The following is a 20,411-nucleotide window of genomic DNA, read 5'->3' as shown; positions in this document are numbered from 1 at the left end:
TTCTCTTTCGTCGCCGCTACGGCGGCTGCATTGGACGCAAGCCTGCGTCCGTTGCCGGGTAACCAAATTTCGCGACGGTAAAACGTATGTGGCACAACAAGGCTCAATTAGTCGACGGTCCAATAACTTCAGCTGATAAGGCCGGGAGCCTTTTCTGCGTCGTCCGCACCGGATAAATCGAGCTGCAGCCATGCCACGTCGTGCCACCGGTCGAGTTTCCATTCGACGCGCCGATATAGGCCGGCGTTCACAAATCCGAAGGATCGATGAAACTCATTGCTGGCCTCGTTGGGTTGGGTGATGCCGGCGAACGCCCGCCGATATCCGCGTTCGGTGAGCCGCTGCAGCAGCCGCGTGTAGAGCTTGCGGCCCCCGCCCTCACGATGGCGGTCGGGGTCGACGTAGATGCCCGTCTCGGCCGACCACTGGTAGGTGGGGAGGCGATACAAGGTGTGCCCGTAAGCGAAGCCGATGGCCTGACCGTCGTCCTCGAGAATCAGCCATTCGTGGGTCGTGCGCGCCGCGGTAATGCGCGCGGCCATTTCCTCCACGCTGGGGACCTCAAGTTCCCAACTGATCGCGGTGTTCTCGACGTAGGGGCGATAGATCGCGATGCACGCGGCCGCATCCTGCGCGGACGCCTGCCGCACACCGCTCACGTCCATGCCAGCAGTGTGCCAGTCACCGACGGAGATCGGGCTGCAGATCCGCGTGCACCTCATGCTGATCCAGGCACAGGGCCGCGACCTCACAGGGCACCGGCTCGTCGGGAACGGGCCGGTCGCGGACGAGCGCGGCACAGATCATCGCCGCGACGAAGAACAAGATCGCGCTGACATGCAGCACCCGCGAGAAGCTGGCGTCGGTCAGCGTGCCGGCCGCGACCAGCCCCACCGAGGCCACCGCCGTCAACGCCGAGGTCCGTCCCACGACGTTCTGGATCGCCGCCGCGATCCCGCCGTGCTGGGGCGCTACGGCCGACAGATTGAGCGACGTCAGCGGTGTGATGGTGAGGACCAGACCGGTGGCCACCACGAACATCCCCGGCATCAGGCGGGTCGTGACGTTGAAGCAGTCCGCGGAGGGGTGGATCAGCAGCAGCCCCACCCCGGCCAGCACCGAGCCGCCCATGACGAAAACCCGGGGGCCATAGCGCGCGGCCGCGATGCCGACGTACTTGGCGAAAAGGAACGACAGGATCGGGGTGGGCAACGTCACCAGCCCCGCGGCGGTGGCCGAGTAGCCGGCCACCTCCTGGGTGTACAGCGCGATTGCAATCGAGCCCATGGTGAGCCCGCCGTAGACGAACGCGGTGGCCAGGTTGGCGCCGGCAAAATTGCGAATCCTGAACAGCCCCAAGGGCAACATCGGCGCAGGGGCGCGGCGTTCACAGACCACGAACACCACCAGCGCGACGACCCCGACGATCAACGACGCGTTGACGAGCACGCTGTCCCATCCACGGTGCTGGGATTCGATCAGCGCGTAGACCGTGGCCGTCAGCCCGAGCGCCGATGACGCGGCCCCGGCGACGTCGACGCGAGCGCGTTCGGCGGGTCCGGGCATCGGGCACAGCCAGAACGTGAGCCCGAAGCCGACGGCGATCGGGATCGCCGACAGCAGATAGATCCAGCGCCAGCTGAGGTAGTCGACGGCCAGCCCGCCCATCAGCGGGCCCAGCGCGAAGGCGGTACCGGTCCACGCGGTCCACGTTCCGATCGCGGCGGGCCGGTCGGCGGGGTCGAAGGCCGAGTTGATCAGCGCGACGGAGCCGGGCACCAGAAACGCACCGCCGAAGCCTTGGACGATGCGGCCGAGGATCAACATCAGCGGCGATGTGGCGCTGGCGGCCAGCACGGCGCCGGCGCCAAAGGTGGCCAGCCCGAAGCGCATTACCGGTATTCGCCCGAACAGATCGGAGATGGAGCCGGCCGGCAGGACGGTGGCCGCCAGCGCCAGCAAGTAGGCGCCGACGACCCACTGTTGCAGATAGAGCCCTCCGCCAAGGTCGCGTTGCATGGCCGGCAGTGCCAGGTTCACTACGGCGCTGTTGAGAAACGCAACCATCGACACCATGATCGCCACCACGAGAACTCGGGTCGTCGGAGCGGCGTCGCGTATGTTCACCTGCGATCCTGCGAGGGCACTGTCACCTTTGACTTCGCGCATGAAGGCGCCGGCGGATTACTCCGCCGGCGCCAAAGAATTTCAGTGCGTCGGTACTACCGGCCGCCGCCGGCGCCACCGCCGGAGACCTTGCCGCCGCCAGCGCCGCCGCCCGACACCTTGCCGCCGCCAGCGCCACCACCGAATCCGCGGACCACCAACATGGTTCCTCCTTGCAAGACGATCACCTGTCTCCTCCCAATAAGGAGACACTGGGTGACGGGCTTAGGCTACCCGGCACTTTCACCGCCACAAAGGTTAAAAATCCACATTTGAAATAACGTCAAAACTGCTGATACCAACCGGTTCTGCGGGCGCCAACGGGCAGTGAATTGTTCACCTACCGACCTTGAGAATTCTCGGCGAATTTGTTTATTCGTCACCGTCGGGCGGCGATTCCGCGGCGCCGGCTACTCGCTCGGCCAGAACCGATGGCGCATGATTGACGCTTACTGCCGTCTTGAGCCATCCACCGTGAGGAAAGACCGCGATGCACGACGACGAGGTGCGCACCGCCCTGCAAGCCCACTGGGCGGCGTCCGACGAAAACGAGTTCACGACCGAACACGAGATCTACCGCGAGGACGCGGTTCTCGAGTATCCGCAATCAGGCGAACGCATCCGCGGCCGGCACAACATCCAGGCGTCGCGCGAGGCCCAGCCGAACGCCAAACGCTTCACCGTGCGCCGCATCCAGGGCGGCGGCAACCTGTGGATCAGCGAGCTGGTGCTGCGCTACGACACCGAACCGTTCTACGTGGTCAGCGTCATGGAGTTCGACGGCGTGCAGGTCGTCCGCGAGACGCAGTACTTCGGCGAACCGTTCGAGCCGGGGCCGTCTCGCGCGCAGTGGGTCGAACGGATCGAGTGACACGGTGACCGAGACCGCCCCGCAGCTGCAACCGCTTTATCTGCTGGCCGACAGCCAGCTGCTGTTCTGGAAGCGGCAGGGCCGACCGCTGCTGCAGTCGGCGCTCGACGGCCTGGCTCGCGACACACCCCTGCGCGCCGCCTACATCGGTGCGTCCAATGCGGATCGCCCGGAGTTCTACGAGATCTTCGAAGGCGCGATGGACGACGTCGGGATCACCGAGCGCCGCATGATCCTTTCCTCGTTCGGCCCAGACGACCGCGATTTCCTGGAGCGCGCCCAGCTGATCGTTCTCGCGGGCGGCGACGTGCGGCTGGGCTGGACCACGTTCGAGGAAAGCGGCATGAAGGAAGCCATCGTCGGCCGCTACAACCAAGGGGCGGTCCTGGTGGGCATCTCCGCCGGCGCCGTGCAGCTCGGACGATACGGAATCGTCGAGAAAACCGACTCCCCCGCGACCGAATTGCTCGAGGTGTTCTCGCTGGTACCGGTGGTGATCGACACGCACGACGAGGCAACCAACTGGGAGCGGCTGTCGGGCGCGATTCACACCCTGCAGGGCGCGGCCACCGGGATCGGAATCCCATCGGGCGGCGGGGTCATCGCGCACCCGGACAACACCATCGAGCCGCTGCGTCGTGCCACGCACGAGTTCTTTTTCGACGGCACGCAGGTCACGGACTCTTTGCTGTTCGCTGATGACGGCGACTGACGCCTTGAGATTTGCCAGCGCGGCCTTTACTCGTTCTTGACTGCGCATTGAATTGTCTTACGGACGATGTCCTACATGAGTACGCTTCCATGCGTGGAACTGGGGGTTTTGGGACCTCTCCAGGTCCGACAGGATGGCACGCCCGTCGCGATCCCGGGCGCTAAGCCGCGCGCCATCCTCACGATGCTGGGTTTGCACAGCGGTTCGGTCGTCTCGGCCGCCACGCTGGTCGAGCTGCTTTGGGACCGCGACCCGCCCCGCACCGCCGACAAGGCCCTGCAGACCCATATCTCCGCGCTGCGCCGCACCCTCGGCGACGGCCTGGTGCTGACCGAGGGCATGGGCTGGACCCTGGCCGGAACCGAGGTGGATGCGTCGCGATACACCTTGGCCGCTCGGTTGGGCCGGCACGCCGCCGCCGCGGGCGACGCCGGCCAGGCCGTCGCGCGCCTCGAGGAGGCGTTGGCGCTGTGGCGCGGCACTCCCGAGCTGCCCGACAGCCATCGGGGGGTGTCGGAGAAGACGCGCTGGATCGAACGTCATGCCGCGCTCGTCGAGGATCGGGCCGACGCGCTGCTGGCCACCGGGCGGGCCGCCGAGATCGTCGGCGAGCTGGAGGCCTCGGTGGCCGACGCGCCGCTGCGCGAACGGCGGTGGGGGCAGCTGATGCTCGCCCTCTACCGCGCCGGCAGGCAGGGTGACGCGCTGGCCGCCTATCAACGGGCGCGGTCGCTGCTGGCCGACGAGCTGGGGATCGATCCCGGCCCGGAGCTTCGGCGGCTCGAGACTGCGATCGTCGCACAAGCTCCATCGCTGGATACGCCTGTGGCACAACAGCTTCCGTCGGTGATGCGGGCCGTGACCTTCCTGCTCACCGACATCGAAGGATCGACGGCCGCCTGGGAGGCAGACGCCGACGCGATGGCGGTGGCGCTGGCGCGCCACGACGAGCTGGTCGAGCAGGTGGTCACGTCGCGGGGGGGAAAGCTGATCAAGACGCGCGGCGAGGGTGACGCGACGTTCTCGGTCTTCGACCGCCCGTCCGCCGCCGCCGCGGCCGCCCTCGAGTTGCAAGAGGCGATCGGCCACGAGCCCTGGGAGTTGCGCGAGCCCATGCGGGTTCGGGTCGCGCTGCATACCGGCGAGGTCGAGCTGCGCGACGGCGATTACTTCGGGCGGGCGGTGAACCGGGCCGCGCGGCTGCGGTCGCTGGCCGAGGGCGGCCAGATCCTGTGCTCGGGTGCGACCGCCGAGCTGGTCATCGATTCGCTGCCCGACGACGTGCTGCTCACCGACCTGGGGATGCGCAAGCTGAAAAACCTTCCGCGTCCCGAGCACGTCTTCGAGCTGCGGCTGGAAACCGCCGACGATCGTCCTGAGCTGTCGACGGGGGAACCGCCGATGGAGCGTCCCGCCCTTCCCCCGGTGCTCGTCGGCGCCGGCCCGTTCGTCGGGCGCGGCAACGAGCTCGAACAGCTGCTGCTGGCATGGCAGACCACCCTCACCAGCGGCGCGCACACGGTGCTGATCGCCGGCGAACCGGGTGTGGGCAAGACGCGGCTGTCCGGCGAATGGTCTCAGCAGGCATACGCACAGGGAGCGGTCGTGCTGTACGGCCGCTGCGACGAGGACCTCGGTGCGCCGTATCAGCCCTTCGCGGAAGCCCTGCGGTCGCTCGTCCCCTGCATCGGCGCCGGCCGGCTGCGCGCGGTGCGCGGCGTCGAGGCGCTGCTCCCACTGGTCCCCGGGCTGGCCGACGTCTTGCCCGATGTCGCGCCGCCGGCCCGCTCTGACCCCGATACCGAACGCTATGCACTTTTCGATGCCGTCGTCGCATCCCTGGAAATCGCTTCCGCGGCGGCTCCGGTCGTCCTGATACTCGACGACCTGCATTGGGCGGCCAAGCCGACGCTGCTCTTGTTGCGGCATCTCCTGCGCTTCGGCGACCACGCGCGCGTGCAGATCGTCGGCACGTACCGCAACACCGACCTTGACCGCTCGCACCCGTTGGCAGCGACGCTCGCCGACCTGCACCGCGACGGCACGGCCAACCGGCTCAATCTCAGTGGCCTCGACGAGGACGATGTGACCGCCTACGTCGCCGAAGCAGGCTACGACGACGAGGAACTCGCCCACGCATTGGCGTCGGTGACGGGCGGTAACCCATTCTTCCTTATCGAGGCTTTGCGCCACGTCGATGAGAGCGGCGGCGTCTGGGATCAGAGCACGTTGCCCCAGGGAGTACGAGAAGCCGTGAGCCGCAGGCTATCCCGGCTCCCGGCGGACACCAACAAGGCGCTCGCCGCAGCAGCGGTCGTGGGCAGCCGGTTTGCCTTGGAGTTGGTAGAGCAGGTAACCGAGCAAGACCTCGTCGACGCGTTCGACGAAGCGTGTAAGGCCGGCATCGTCATCGAAGAGCCAGGCGGTTACTACCGGTTCAACCACGCCCTCGTGCGGCAGTCGCTGCTCGCCGAGCTGGCATCCGTGCGCCGCATGCGGCTGCATCAGCGCATCGCCGCCACGCTGGAGACCCAATCCGGCTCCGACGACGAGCTGCTCGCCGAACTGGCTTACCACTACTTCGAATGTGCTTGGGCGGGAAACGCGGTCAAGGCGGTCGAGTACTGCCGCCGGGCCGCCGACCAGGCGATGGCACGGCTCGCGTATGAAGGTGCGGCCGACCTCTACGACCGGGCGCTACACGCGCTGGAAGAGATCGACGACGAGCTGCCCGACCGCGGCGATCAGGTCGCCGAACTGTTGGTGGCGCGGTGCGAGGCTCTGCTCGCCGCGGGCGACGTGGCTTCGGCATTGGGTGCGGTCTCGCAATTGCAAGACGCCACAGTCGATTCGGTCCGGCTGTCGGCGTGGGCGACATGCTTCGACGGCGAGCTGTCGATGCTGATTCACCCCGAGCGGTTGGACCAAGTGGAGACCGCGTTGGGCGCGGCTGCCGCAAAGCTGGCCGAACTAGACGATGCCGCGGGCGAAGCCAAAGCGCACACCGTCCGGGCCGGGTGCCTCGCACGGCTGGGCAGGATTGGCGACGGCGAAGTAGCCCTGGACGACGCATTGACCGCGGCCCGACGCGCGCGAGAGCATCGGCGCGTCAATGCGGTGCTGGCCCAGGCGCCGCTTGCGGCGTTGTGGGGACCCAACCCGGTCCCGCGCGCGGGTGGGCGATGCCTGGACGTGGTACGGCTGCTGCGGATTACAACCGACTCGCCCGCGGTCGAGGCGACGTCGACCCGCTGCCAGGCCGTGTTGGAGGGGTTCCGCGGACGCACCGCGGCGGCCCGACGGATGATCGAATCGGCCCGCCGCTCGGTTACCGAGCTCGGCCTGCGTCATGCCCTTGTCGAGGTCGAGCAGTTCGCCGGCATCGTCGAGCTCGTCGCCGACGATCCCGCCGCCGCGGAGTCACATTTGCGTAAGGCCTACAACGGTTTTCGCCGAATGGGCCTCGACGCCGACACCGCCGAGACGGCCGCGCTGCTGGGTCGCACCTGCCTGGCGCTGGACCGAGACGCCGAGGCCGACGAATTATGTTCGGAGAGCGAGCGTCTGGCCGGCCACGCGTTGAAGGCGTCGATCGCCTGGCGGACGTTAAGGGCGAAACTACTGGCGCGCCAGGGCGACCACGCGGAGGCACGCCGAGTGGCCGAGGCCGCGGTGAGTCTGGCCGAGCGGACCGACGCCTTGGTCGACCACGGCGACGCATGTCTCTCGCTGGCAATAGTTTTGGAGGCCGCCGGTGATTCACCGGGGGCCCGAGCCGCCGCAGAGCGCGCGGCCGATCTTTATGAACGAAAAGGGGCTGCCGCGCTGGCTGACAGGGCCCGTGGCGTTCTGGGCGCGCCGGTGGTGCCGACCGCACCGGCCCCGCCCGAAGCACCGAGTGTCGGGACCAATGCTTGCGTGCTGGTGGCCGACCAGGTAATCGCCTTGGTCAACCGCGAGGCATTGGACGAGGTCGAGCAGCTGTTTGCCCCACGCGTCTCGGTCGAGAATCGCCGGAAGATCGTCGGGTTTGCGAGGCGGGAGATGCCGTCGGGCCAGTGGCCGCGAGATATGCGAAATTATCTGCAGTCGGGCATCGTGCGATACCGCCACACGCCGGTCGCGATCCGTGGCGAGCGTGTTGCCCTCTTGCGACTCGAAGCGGGCACTGCGGACGCGAGTTCCGGTGCCCCGCAGGACGAGATGCTCCAAGTAATCGGCCTTGACGAGGACGGCCGAATCGCTCTGGAAGTCTCATTCGACGTCGAAGACATCGACGCCGCGACGGCAGAACTCGACTCCGCGCATGCCCGGCTCGAGCTCGACACCGAATGCGTGCGAGTGGGCGAACGTGTGATAGCCGCCATTCATCGCAAGGACTGGGATGAGTTCGAGCGGCTCTTCGCACCCAATGTCTCGATCGAGAGTCGCCGCAAGATCGTCGGCTTTAGGGTCCCATCGGTGGTGGCGCGACGTGAGTTAAGGCGTGATGTCGAGATGGGCGCCACGCGGATCGACTATGTCATGGTCGCCGCACGAGGCGAGCGGCTAGCTCTGTCTCGATTGGTGTCGAGTACCGCCGATACAAGCCCTGGAGCGCCGCACGACGAACTTCTCCAGCTATACGGCCTCGACGAGGAGGGGCGAGTCGCGCTGCAGGTGTGGTTCGACGTCGAAGACATGGATGCCGCGATCGCCGAACTCGATGCCGCGCATGCCCGGCTGGAATTGGACAACGCGTGTACGCGAGTGATTCGCAAGATAGATGCCGCATACGATCGCGAAGCCTGGGGAGAGATCGAGCAGCTGGTCGCAGCTGTCATCTCGTTGGAGAGCCGTCGGAAGATCGTCGGTCTCGAACCTCACGAAGATTCCTATGACGAATGGGAAAGGCAGGCCAAACAATTCCGCGAAATCATGGCTCCGGTGCGCCACCGCCACGTGATTCTCGCCGTCCGTGGCGAGCGCCTCGCTCTCACCCGGCTGGAAGTGGGACCTGCAGATCTGAGCCCTGGGGCCCCGCGGGACGAATTTCTGCAGCTATACGGAATCGACAAGACGGGCCGCCTTGCACTGCAGATGTGGTTCGACGCCGAGGACATCGACGCCGCGACAGCCGAACTCGATAAAAGGCATGCACGGCTCGAGGGCGAGGACCGCGAGGCACCACGGCTGGAAAACGAGACAAGTCAAATGGCCGAACACCTCGTGGCTTGCTTCACGGCGCGCGAGTGGGACGCCATGACGGAAGTGCTGGCCGACGACTTTCGCTATGACGATCGCCGTCACGTCGTGGGAGCGGGAATCCGCCATGGTCGCGGCTCCTACGTCTCAGACTTGCGGACAGCCGCCGACCTGTGGGTCGCAAACATACCGACTGTCATCGCCACCCGCGGGGAGCGCCTTGCCCTCGGAAGTCTTCGCTTCACGGGCCGCGAAAAGGGGTCCGAGGAATTCCTCTCCGATCTGCTCATCATCGCCGAGACCAACACCGACAATCTGATCGTCGCAATCGTCACGCTCGACCACGACGACTTCGACGCCGCCATCGAGGAGCTCGACGCCCGCTACATCGCCGGCGAAGCGGCGGCGAACAGGAGCACCTGGTCAGCGATTACGAGGGCCTACGCCGCAATCGACCGGCGTGAGCTCCCGTCAACGACGGCGCAATGGGTGAACATCGACCACCGAAAAGGGAGGGCATTCGCACCGGGCGATTTGATCCCCTACGTCCAAGCGACCTGGGACACCACGCCGCAATCCAGGATTCATATCGAGGCCGTGCACCGGCTGACCGGTCGCGGGGCGGTGGTCACCAACGCAATGACCGGTAGCTCGCGAGACGGCTTCGACGCCGAGTGGCGCGAAGTATTTCTTCTGACTCTCGAGGGCGACAATATCGACCGCTGCGAACTGTTCGACGAGGCAGACCTGGACGCAGCGATCGCGAAGTTCGAGGAATTAAGCAGGCCGACACCGCGGTTGGAGAACGCGGCGAGTCGAGCGAACACACGCATGCATGCGTACTTCTCGGCCGGCGACTGGGACGGCGTGGCGGCCACGCTAGATGACGACGTTTGCGCCGAAGATCGCCGTCGGGTGGTGAATGCAGAGACACAACGGGGGCGAGGTCTCGCGATCGACACCCTGCGGCAGGCCGCCACACTCGGGGTCACGCACGCGACGTCGAACGTCGTTGCGACCCGCGGAGAGCACCTCGCCCTCACGCGTGCGCGATTCTCGCAGGACGACGCGATGCCGGAGACATTCCACGTCGAGGTTCTCCAGCTAATCGAGAGTTCACCCGACGAACGGTTAACGGCGATCGTCATGTTCGACCTAGAGGACTTCGAGGGCGCCGCCGCCGAACTCGACGCCCGATACCTCGCCGGCGAAGCGGCCGAGTACGCGCCGACATGGTCGGTCATCGCTAAGTCCTTTACATCGATGAATCGGCGCGAACTGCCCTCGACCACACCGAATTGCCAGAGCATCGATCATCGCCGCGCGGCGACGTTTGCGCCTGGCGATGTGCTCGCATACATCCAGGCCGGATTCGACCTCGACGAACACATGTCCCGCTACTTCGAGACTGTGCACCGGCTGAACAACCTCGGAGCTGTCGTCACGTATGCCGCGCACGGGACTTCGCGAGAAGGTCTTGATGCCGAGTGGCGCGGGGTCACCGTCTACGCAATCGACGGCGACATGTTCAGCCGCGTCGAGATTTTCGACGAGGCCGACCTCGACGCCGCGCTCACGAGATTCGAGGAATTGCAACCGAATTCACGGCGACTGGAGAACGCGGCCAGCCGCGTTACTGAACGCTTCCTGAGGTGCTTCGACGCCCGCGATTGGGACGTGGTCGACGCGATCGTGGCCAGCGACATGTGCCATGACGATCGCCGCCGGATCGTGGGTGCCGGGGTCCGGCATGGTCGGGACGCCCAGGTCGAAGACATGCGGGTGCTCGCTGACATGGGAATGCACGCGACGGCCGAGGTCATAGCGATCCGCGGGGAACGCCTCGTTCTCAGTCGTAATCGTGGCTTGAACATCGATTCTCAGCCGGAGGCCTTCCTCATGGACGTGATCGATGTTGCCGAGATCGACAGCGACGGACGGATCATCGCACTCATCACGTTCGATCCCGGCGACATCGATGCGGCGTTCGCCGAACTCGATGCTCGCCACCTCGCCGGCGAAGCCGCACCGTACGCACGCATGTGGCAGCTCGCGATCGACACCCTCGCCGAGGTCAATCGTCACGAGGTAGGGCCGATACTGAGGTCCCTCGCATACCAGGACCATCGACGAGTTCCCTTCGCGGCGGAGGGTTTCGGAAGGGCCGTCGAGGCGCTTTGGGCTCTCGTACCCAATGCCCGCTACTGGATACCCGTGATCCATGCGCTCGATGCCCATGGGATCGTAGCCAGCCTCGTCATCGAAGGTACGGATGTGCACGGGGGCGAACTGCAGTGGACCCGAACCCTTGTGCAGCTCCTCGACGAACCGCGGTTCGAAGTTTACGAAGAAGACGATATCGAGGCTGCGCTTGCGAAGTTTGAGGAGTTGCGGCCGCGGCAGCGGCGACTGGAAAACGTGGCAACTCGAGTGAACGAGCACATTTGGGCATGCATCGCCGCCCGCGACTGGGACGCGACAACCGCGAGCATGGCCGACAACATGCGCCACGACGATCGCCGGCGGATGGTGGGTGCTGGAGTCTTGCAGGGTCGGGATGCCCAGATGCAGGACATGCTGGCGATCGCCGAGATCGCTGGGCGTCCCACGATTGAGGTCATCGCAACCCGCGGGGAACGCCTCGCACTCACTCGTGCCCGCTTCGAGCCGCAGGCATTCCTCATCGAGCTGCTGGCCGTTATCGAGAGCGATGGCGACGAACGTTTGGCGGCGATGGTCGCGTTCGACCTCGACGACATCGATGCGGCCTTCGCCGAACTCGACGCCCGCTACCTCGCCGGCGAGGCGGCCACCCATGCGCAGACGTGGTCGGCGATCGCAGGAATCAGTGCCGCCTTCAATCGGCACGAACTTCCCCCGATGACACCGGATCCGGTTTACGTGGATCATCGACAACTCGCATGGGCCGAGGGGATCGATCTGGCCGCAGCCATTCGTGGCTTCTGGGACATCACTTCAGACGCCAGGGCGTACATCGAGGCGGTGTATCGACTGGACGACCGCGGAGCCGTCTTCACCCAAGTGCTCAAGCTCACCTCAAATGAAGGCTTTGACGCCGAGTTGCCGATGATTTACTGCTTCACCGTCGAAGGCGACTTGATCAGCGGCGTCGAGGTTTTCGACCTGGCCGACATCGACGCCGCACTCGCGCGATTCGAGGAATTGCACCCGCAGACGCAGCGGCCGCAGAACGCGGCGAGCCGCCTGCTCGAAAATTACCTGGCCGACTTCGCGATCCGTGATTGGGCCGCTATGGAAGAACGACTGGCGGAGGATTTTTTCTCAGACGACCGCCGTCGCATCGCCAACGCTGGTATCCGACGCGGTCGGGATGCCGAGATGGCGAATTGGCGGGCGACCAGCGAGGTATGGATGACCAATGCCAACTCGTTAATGATTGCGACTCGCGGCGAGCGCCTCGTACTCGGCCGTTTCACCTTCACCGACCACGACCAGCAACCGGACGCGTTCCAAGCCGCCGCCCTGGCCGTCGTCGAGATCAACAAGGACGACCAAATTGCGGCGAGTATCACGTTCGACCCCGACGATGCCGATACGGCCTTCGCCGAACTCGATGCCCGCTACCTCGCCGGCGAAGCGGCCAACCATTCGGCCACCTGGTCGGTCGTCATGGATGCCTATGCCGCACTCAATCGAGGGGAAATCTCGCCGACGGCAACGGACTTCGTCGACATCGACCATCGGTCGGGTGCAACGGTCGGACCTGGGGACCTGAAGGCATGTCTCCGTACCGCGCTCGAAGAGACGGTGCACGACCACATCTACGTCGAGGCTGTCCATCGACTGACCGACGTCGGAGCCGTCGTCAGCCAAAAGACTTCCGGGACCTCACGCGAGGGCTTCCATGCCGAGTGGCCAATCGCCGCCGTCTTCACAGTCAAGGATGATTTGCTCAGCAGAACCGAAATGTTCGACGAGACTGCCGTCGACGCTGCAATGGCCCGATTCGAAGAATTGCAGCCACGGACTCGCCAACTCGAGAATGCGGTAAGCCAAGTGGTAGAACGGTTTTGGTCGTGCTTGGCGACCCAAGACTGGGCCGCGATGGCCGAGACGATGGCCGACGATTTTTCGTCGCATGATCGCCGTCGGGTTGTGAACGCCGGTGTTCTGCATGGTCGTGATGTCAACATCGCAAACATGCGAGCGGTCGCCGACGTCGGGTTCGAGGGCCTCACGTCGTCAGTCATCGCGACGCGGGGCCAACGTCTCGCCCTCGCTCGTATTCGGTCCTCGGCCCATGGGTTTGAAGCCGGGGAGGTCAGCGCCGACATGCTCGGCACCTTTGAGGTGGACGCTGACAACCGGCTCACCGCGGGCGCCATCTTCGACTCCGACGATATCGACGCGGCCCACGCCGACCTCGACGCCCGCTACCTCGCCGGCGAAGCGGCCAGTAACTCGGCCACATGGTCACTCATCACGGGGCTGTACGCGGACTTCAATAGGCAAGACCTTCCCACAGCGGACTGGATTACCATCGACCACCGACGCGGTTCGCCATTCGCTTCCGGCGACTTGGCTGCATCGATCCGCGCGTCATTGGACCTCACGCCAAACCTCCGCATCCGTGTCGAGTCGGTGCACCGGCTCAGCAATTTAGGTGCGCTCGTCACCAATGCTTCAAGTGGGACGTCGCGCGAAGGCTTAGACGCCGAGTGGCGGATGGTCCAACTGCTGACAAATGAAGACGGCCGGATCAACCGTCTCGAGATCTTCGACGAGACGGACCTGGACGCCGCGCTCGCCCGGTTCGAGGAACTACAGGCGGGGTAACCACCGATACCCCTATTTTGGCAGGTCAGACCGCTTCCCCAGCGGCGAGAAGCTGTGAACTTGAAATTCTTGTCAAAACCACACGAATTAGGCATCTGTGTACTAGCGTCCACTCCAGCGACATCGGGGGTTCGAGGGGCGCCATAAGTTGAGCCCAACTTATGGCACGTCACATAAATTCCAACGCGAAAGCGATTTGGGCTGCGCGAAAAGCCATGCGAGGGTGGCTTTTTGGGTGCTCCCATGCCGCGTAACGAATATTGGCATGACGCGGAGCGAGGCTGAAAATGGTCGCACTCGGAAATATCAGCGAATGGCAGCCGCCAAGCGGTCCACTCACCATGTGGTCGGCCGTGCCGGCGGCGCGCGAGGCCGCTCGCACTGCCCGGCGAAGCGATCTACCGCCCAGTTACCAGCAGGTACAACATCTTTGGTCTTCCTTCCACGGCACAGCCATGAACCGGCAGCTACCGCGGCTGATGGTCGTCTCGTGGGAAATGCCTGGCACGTGTGACATTGCGGCAATGACCGCGGCGGTCAATGCGCACGTCCATCGTCACGACACCTACCACAGCTGGTTCGAATTCGAGAACGGCGCCATCATCCGCCGCACCATCGACCGCACCGCCGTCATCAATCTCGCCCCCACGTCACTGGGACATAAGACGACCGAGCAAATGCGCACGCACGTCTTGACGACGACGCCGGAAACGCTCGAATGGGGTTGCTTCACCTTCGGCGTCATCCAGCACGCCGACTACTTCTCCTTCTACGCCAGTGTCGACCACCTGCACATCGACGGCCTGTCCGCGGGCCTGATCTTCTTCGACATTCACCTGATGTATCAGGAACTGTGCGGCGGCGGGCGCGAGCACACTCCCCCGACGCCTTCCCAGGTGAGGAGTTACCGCGACTACGTAGCCCGGCAACGCGAGAAGGTCGGGAGTCTGACCCTGTCGTCCTCCCAGATCAAGGACTGGATCGCGTTCGCCCGCGAGACCGATGGCAACTGGCCGAGCTTCCCGCTGCCCCTTGGTGACACGTGGACCCACAGCAGGGGCGATCTGCTGACTGTCGAGTTGTTGGACGCGGCCGCGACGGAGGCTTTCGACCAAGCGTGCCACGCGGCCGGAGCGCGGTTCATCGGCGGAGTTCTGGCATGCGCCGCGTTGGCCGAGAGTCAACTGACCGGCACGGAGAACTACCACGGCTTCACCGCCAGGGACACCCGCACGCCGGGCATCGACACGATGACGGTGGGTTGGTTCGCAAGCATGGTTCCCGTCAGCGTGCCGACCACGAGCCACTCGTTCGCCGAGGCCGCGCGGGCAGCCCAGAAGTCGTTCGACGCGGCCAAAGACCTTGCCGGAGTGCCGGTTGAGCGGGTCTTGGAGTTGGCGACACCAGACGAGTTGGGCATCAAACTGCCCACTTGCTTGCCGATGATGTTGTCGTTCCTCGATTTTCGCAAGATCCCCCTCGCCGGGTTGTGGGCGGAGACGAACTTCGGCACCTACGGAGACAGCCTGTCCCACGGTGGGATCAACATGTGGATCAATCGGCATGCCGAAAGAACCACGGTGACGCTTTCCTTCCCAGACAACGAAGTAGCGCGCGAGTCGGTGCACCGCTACATCGCGACGTTGAGCCAGATGTTCGGGCGAGCGGTAAATACTCCGTACCAGCCGGGCGTCGTTGCGAACGACGACATTTCCGACGTGCTGGCCGCCCTAGCGCCGAATACAGATGATGACGAGGCGGCTTAGGCCATGACTAATGTGCTGGATCTGACCGACCAGACCCTGTTCCTCGGCGAGCGGGCGACCAGCACCACCAATGTGCTGCAATGCATTTGGGTATACGACCGCGGCGTCGACGTCGACGGTCTGCGCCAGTTTCATCGCCACCTCCAACGGGGGCGACTATGCCGCCGCATCGAGTGCTCGCCGTTGCCATTCGGTCGCCATCGCTGGGTAACGGCCACTGAGCAGTCGGATCTCGAGATCGTCGCGACACCGCGTCCGCGCAGCGAAATCGACGCCTGGTGCAGCGAGCAAGCCAGTAAGCGGCCCGATGCCGAGCACGGAGCCGGATTCCACCTTGCCGTGCTGCCCTTCACCGATGGCGGCGCCGCAGTGAGTTTGGTTGTGCCGCATTGCCTCACCGACGGTGTCGGGCTGTGCGAGGCGCTGGCGGATGCGGCGGTGGGCCGTGAGGACACAATCCGTTGGCCCGCAGCGGCATCACGGCGGCGGTGGCAAGCGATGCGACAAGACGCGCGCCAAACCAGCCGCGACATACCCAAAATCGGCGGCGCCCTTTTCGGCGCGGCACGATTGGCCCGGCGTGGCCGCGACAATGGCGTCGCGGTCACGCCACCCAAACGGCGACCCGCGCCACCGCGCGAACCTGAGGAGCCCGCCACACTCCCGTTGACGACGATCTTCATCGACGCCGACCAGTGGGATGCCCGCGCACACGCCCTCGGGGGGACCAGCAACGCGCTGCTCGCGGGATTGGCTGCCCACCTCGCCCGCGGCGTAGGGAGAGTCGCCGCGGACGGCACGGTCACCGTCGGGATGCTCGTCAACGAGCGCACCCCGGGCGATACGCGCGCCAACGCGATCTCCAGCGTCGACATTCCAGTCGACCCCACTCCCGTCACCACGGACCTGCACGGGCTCCGCGGCGACATCAAGCACGCGCTGATCCGCCATCAGGATGTGCCCGACGAGCGGTGGGTACTGCTGCCCCTCGTTCCCCTGGTGCCAAAGCGGGTCTTCAAGCGATTGCTGAGCGTGGCCACCGGCAGCGCGACCACCGTCGCCTCGTCCAACCTCGGTGTCATCGACCCGGACGCCAACCGACCGGACGGCACGGACGCTGACCACTTCGCCATAAAGTCGCTGTACGTGGGAGTCACCAACTCGACGATGCACCGCACCAACGGCACTCTCGGGTTGGCGTCGGGACGAGTCCGCGGGCAGATTTTCATCTCGATCCTGAACTACGAGCTGGACCGGACCAACTCGAACGAGGAGTTGCGACAACGTGTTTCAGCCGCGCTGAAAGACTTCTCGCTGACCGCGACACCGGGCTGGCATACCAGCAGCGATTCGACTTCCGCGCTGGCGGGGTAATTCCGTCACCGACGCGACCTGAAATCATTGACAGGCCGTGATGTAATCCAGGCCGGTAGTCTGCCTACACGCCGAGTAAGGTGAGTCGGATTTAGTCGTCGCACGAGGTCAGCCGGGAGGTCGATCTGAGCGTGAAGGGTAGGCCCACCAAGGCCGACGTTGCGCGAAGGGCGAACGTGTCGACCGCGACCGTCAGTTACGTGCTCAATAACACTGTCGGGCGCACCATTTCGGTGCAGACACGCGCCGCGGTCCACAATGCGGCCGCCGAACTCGGCTACCGCCCCAACCTCGCCGCCCGCAATCTCGCCCGCGGCAAGAGCGGCGTGATCCTCTACATCGTGCCGAGCCTCGCCGGCGGCGAGATGCCCATGCAGGTGGGCACACACATGACCACCGAGTTGACCCGTCGCGGCATCATGCAGGTTCAGCTGTTCGAGACCGAGCAAGCCGACACCATCGCCGACGCCATCAACCAGCTCCAGCCGATCGCGGTGACAAGCTTGTTCCCCTTGGGCCGCAAAGCATCCCACGCGGTCCAGGACGCCGCCATCCCCCACATCTGCGTCCACACCCAGCCGGGGCTCGGGGATCCGCAGTATTCGGTCGGGCAGATGCGTGTCGACCATCTCGTCGAACGGGGCCATCGCAATCTGGCGTTCGCCTACTCGGGCGACCGTCGGTGGCGTGCGCTTGGCGACTACTGGATCGACGGCGTCCGGCGCGCCGCGCGCCAGCACGGGCTGCCCGACGTCGTCGTGGCGGCGGTGACGCCCGACGACAGCGCCACGGTGGTCCGTGATCTCCACGCGGCCGGCGTCACCGCGGTCTGCACGCAGAGCGACGAGGTGGCCTTCGTGATTCTCGACGGCATCCGACGCGCCGGGCTGCGATGCCCCGATGACCTCGCGGTCGTCGGGGTGGACGCCACGGCCTTGTCGCCGTTCAGCATCCCCGCGCTCACCACGGTCGCGTTCGACCGCACGGCGATCGCCGACGTGGCCCTGGCAGCGGTTTTGGCGGAACTGGGTGTGCCTGAGGACCCACCTCCGGCCGCAGGCGACATCGCGACGCTGGTCATCCGCCAGTCCACCTGAGCCTTCGGCGGCTCACTAGACAGCCGGAAGTTACGCGCGTAACCTCTGTCGCGCAACGATGCATCCTGGCGACGAAGGGCCAACCTTGACTAGCACCGTGATTCCGGTCTTCAACCCGTCCAATGAGGAGCAGATCTTCGAGGTCCCCGACTCCGACCAGGCGGCCGTAGACGCGGCGGTGGCCCGGGCCCGCGAGACCTTCGAGTCCGGCGTGTGGCGCAAGGCGCCCGCGTCGCACCGGGCGAACGTGCTCTTCCGCGCCGCGCGGATCATCGAGGAGCGCAAGGACGAGCTGGCCGCGCTCGAATCCCAGGACAACGGCATGAACCTGACGGCCGCGGGCCACATCATCCCGGTGGCGGTCGACATGCTGAAGTACTACGCCGGCTGGGTCGGCAAGATCCACGGCGAGTCGGCCAACCTGGTGTCCGACGGCCTGCTCGGGACCTGGGAGACCTACCACACCTTCACGCAGCTCGAGCCGGTCGGCGTCGTCGGCCTGATCATCCCGTGGAACGGGCCCTTCTTCGTCGCGATGCTCAAGGTCGCTCCGGCCTTGGCGGCGGGGTGCAGCGCGGTGTTGAAGCCCGCCGAGGAAACGCCGCTGACGGCGCTGAAGCTCGAGGAGATTTTCCGCGAGGCGGGTCTGCCCGACGGCGTACTGAACGTCATCACCGGCTACGGCGAGACCACAGGTGCGGCGCTGACCGCGCACCCGGACGTCGACAAGATCTCGTTCACCGGCTCGACCGAGGTCGGCCGGTTGATCGTTAAGGCGGCCGCGGGCAACCTCAAGCGGCTGACGCTCGAGCTCGGCGGCAAGTCGCCGCTGATCATGTTCGACGACGCCAACCTGGACAAGGCGATCATGGGCGCGGGCATGGGCCTGCTCGCCGGCTCCGGGCAAAACTGCTCGTGCACCTCGCGCATCTACGTGCAGCGCGGCATCTACGACCAGGTGGTCGAGGGCCTGGCCGGGTTCGCGCAGATGCTGCCGATGGGCGGCAGCGACGACCCGGATTCCGTTCTAGGGCCGCTGATTTCGGACAAGCAGCGCACGCGGGTCGAAGGCATCGTGAACGACGGTGTGGCCGGCGGCGCGCAGGTGATCACCGGCGGCAAGCCGATGGACCGCAAGGGCTACTTCTACGAAGCGACGATCGTCACCAACACCACACCCGACATGCGGCTGATCAAGGAGGAGATTTTCGGCCCAGTCGGCTGCGTGATCCCGTTCGACGACGAGGACGAGGTGCTGGCCGCCGCGAACGACACGCACTACGGCCTAGCCGGCACCATCTGGACCGAGAACCTGTCTCGCGCCCACCGCGTCGTGAATGAGCTTCGCGCGGGCCAGGTTTGGGTGAATTCCTCGCTCGCGGCCGACCCGTCGATGCCGATCAGCGGCCACAAGCAGTCGGGTTGGGGCGGCGAGCGTGGCCGCAAGGGCATCGAGGCCTACTTCAACACCAAGGCCGTCTACATCGGCCTCTGACCTTGCCTTTCGTCCATTAGCGCCGCTCGGTGGGTAATTTCGGTTGCAGCGCATAACGATTGTCAAACAATCTGCTGGGCCCGGCGATTCGCTGGGGCGCTTTGAAAGTTAGTGCCATCAGCCGTGACACGGCGAAGCTAAGTTGCCCATCGTCGCCGGGTGACTTCGGCCGAGAGCTGACCGAGACATACGTTACTTAGCCTCAGAATCCGTCGGGGGCGCATGTCCACGGATCTCGAGGAGACAGGTAACGATCTTGAAACTGAAACAAGTTGTCGGCGGGTTAACCCTCGCCGGCGCCGTTGGCGCGGCGGCCATTGGGGTTGGGGCCGGCGCCGCGAACGCCGATCCGGCGTCGACACCGCAGGCTCCCGCACCGCACGAACCGGGCGGCCCAGGTGGTCCCCCGCCTGGCGCACCGGGCGGACCCCCGCCGGGCGCACCGGGCGAACACGGTCCCGGCGGACCAGGCGGGCCAGGCCAATTCGGCCCGCATGGTCCCGGCGGACCGGGTGGCCCTGGCGAATTCGGCCCACACGGTCCGGGCGGGCCCGGCGGACCGGGTGGCCCTGGCGAATTCGGCCCACACGGTCCGGGTGGACCGGGCGGGCCCGGCCAGTTCGGCCCGCATGGTCCGGGCGGCCCCGGTGGCCCAGGCCAATTCGGCGGGCCGGGCGGGCCCGGGGGTCCGTGGCACGGGGATGCCCAGCGCGGCTACTTCCACCAAGCACCGTGGGGCGACGGACCCGCACCCTGGGGTGCCGGTGAACCTCCGCGTCCGGCATGGGGTGGACCGCTACCTCCGCCCGGAGGACAGTGGACGGGTGGTCCCATCAACTACTGGGGATACCAGCAGACCCCCACGTGGAATCAGGGATTCAACCAGTGGGGCATCGACTTCTTCGGAGTCTGGATCCCACTGTAAGGG

10 protein-coding genes are annotated in these 20,411 nt (G+C 65.7%); 8 read left to right on the top strand and 2 right to left on the bottom strand.

Features of this window, described 5'->3' with window-relative positions; all coding sequences use genetic code 11:
• Positions 1–128: 128 nt before the first annotated feature.
• Together MRAB57_RS19600 and MRAB57_RS19595 are read right to left on the bottom strand one after the other, a co-directional pair.
• Positions 129–665 carry a GNAT family N-acetyltransferase gene (locus MRAB57_RS19600; protein ID WP_077088818.1) on the bottom strand — a complete coding sequence of 179 codons (537 nt, stop codon included), beginning with the start codon at positions 663–665 and terminating at the stop codon, positions 129–131.
• Between the two features lie 16 nt (positions 666–681).
• The gene (locus MRAB57_RS19595) at positions 682–2,127 is read right to left on the bottom strand and encodes an MFS transporter (protein ID WP_108638110.1); all 1,446 of its coding nucleotides are present in this window, start codon (positions 2,125–2,127) and stop codon (positions 682–684) included.
• A 529-nt stretch (positions 2,128–2,656) separates the two neighbouring features.
• On the opposite strand from MRAB57_RS19595, the gene MRAB57_RS19585 reads away from it, so the two are divergent.
• The 8 genes from MRAB57_RS19585 (at position 2,657) to MRAB57_RS29255 (ending at position 20,408) form a co-directional block, all read left to right on the top strand.
• The gene (locus tag MRAB57_RS19585) at positions 2,657–3,037 is read left to right on the top strand and encodes a hypothetical protein (RefSeq protein WP_077088816.1); all 381 of its coding nucleotides are present in this window, start codon (positions 2,657–2,659) and stop codon (positions 3,035–3,037) included.
• A gap of 4 nt (positions 3,038–3,041) precedes the next feature.
• Positions 3,042–3,749, top strand: coding sequence for a Type 1 glutamine amidotransferase-like domain-containing protein (locus MRAB57_RS19580; protein ID WP_077088815.1), 708 nt, complete (start codon positions 3,042–3,044; stop codon positions 3,747–3,749).
• A gap of 75 nt (positions 3,750–3,824) precedes the next feature.
• Positions 3,825–13,751, top strand: coding sequence for a BTAD domain-containing putative transcriptional regulator (locus tag MRAB57_RS19575; RefSeq protein WP_083743636.1), 9,927 nt, complete (start codon positions 3,825–3,827; stop codon positions 13,749–13,751).
• A gap of 287 nt (positions 13,752–14,038) precedes the next feature.
• Positions 14,039–15,517, top strand: a complete 1,479-nt coding sequence (locus tag MRAB57_RS19570) for a condensation domain-containing protein (protein ID WP_077088813.1) — start codon at positions 14,039–14,041, stop codon at positions 15,515–15,517.
• Between the two features lie 3 nt (positions 15,518–15,520).
• Complete coding sequence (locus tag MRAB57_RS19565) at positions 15,521–16,891, top strand: WS/DGAT/MGAT family O-acyltransferase (protein WP_077088812.1); 1,371 nt, start codon at positions 15,521–15,523, stop codon at positions 16,889–16,891.
• Positions 16,892–17,016: 125 nt separating this feature from the next.
• The gene (locus MRAB57_RS19560; protein ID WP_077088811.1) at positions 17,017–17,988 is read left to right on the top strand and encodes a LacI family DNA-binding transcriptional regulator; all 972 of its coding nucleotides are present in this window, start codon (positions 17,017–17,019) and stop codon (positions 17,986–17,988) included.
• A 58-nt stretch (positions 17,989–18,046) separates the two neighbouring features.
• On the top strand, positions 18,047–19,483 hold the full coding sequence (locus tag MRAB57_RS19555; protein ID WP_077088810.1) for an aldehyde dehydrogenase family protein: 1,437 nt from the start codon (positions 18,047–18,049) through the stop codon (positions 19,481–19,483).
• 256 nt (positions 19,484–19,739) lie between these two features.
• Positions 19,740–20,408, top strand: a complete 669-nt coding sequence (locus tag MRAB57_RS29255) for a chitin-binding protein (RefSeq protein ID WP_077088809.1) — start codon at positions 19,740–19,742, stop codon at positions 20,406–20,408.
• Positions 20,409–20,411: the final 3 nt, after the last annotated feature.

This window comes from Mycobacterium rhizamassiliense (genome assembly GCF_900157375.1).
GTDB classification, from domain to species: Bacteria; Actinomycetota; Actinomycetes; order Mycobacteriales; family Mycobacteriaceae; genus Mycobacterium; species Mycobacterium rhizamassiliense.
Note: the sequence above shows the minus strand (reverse complement) of the source record. Positions and strands in the feature narration are given on the sequence as shown.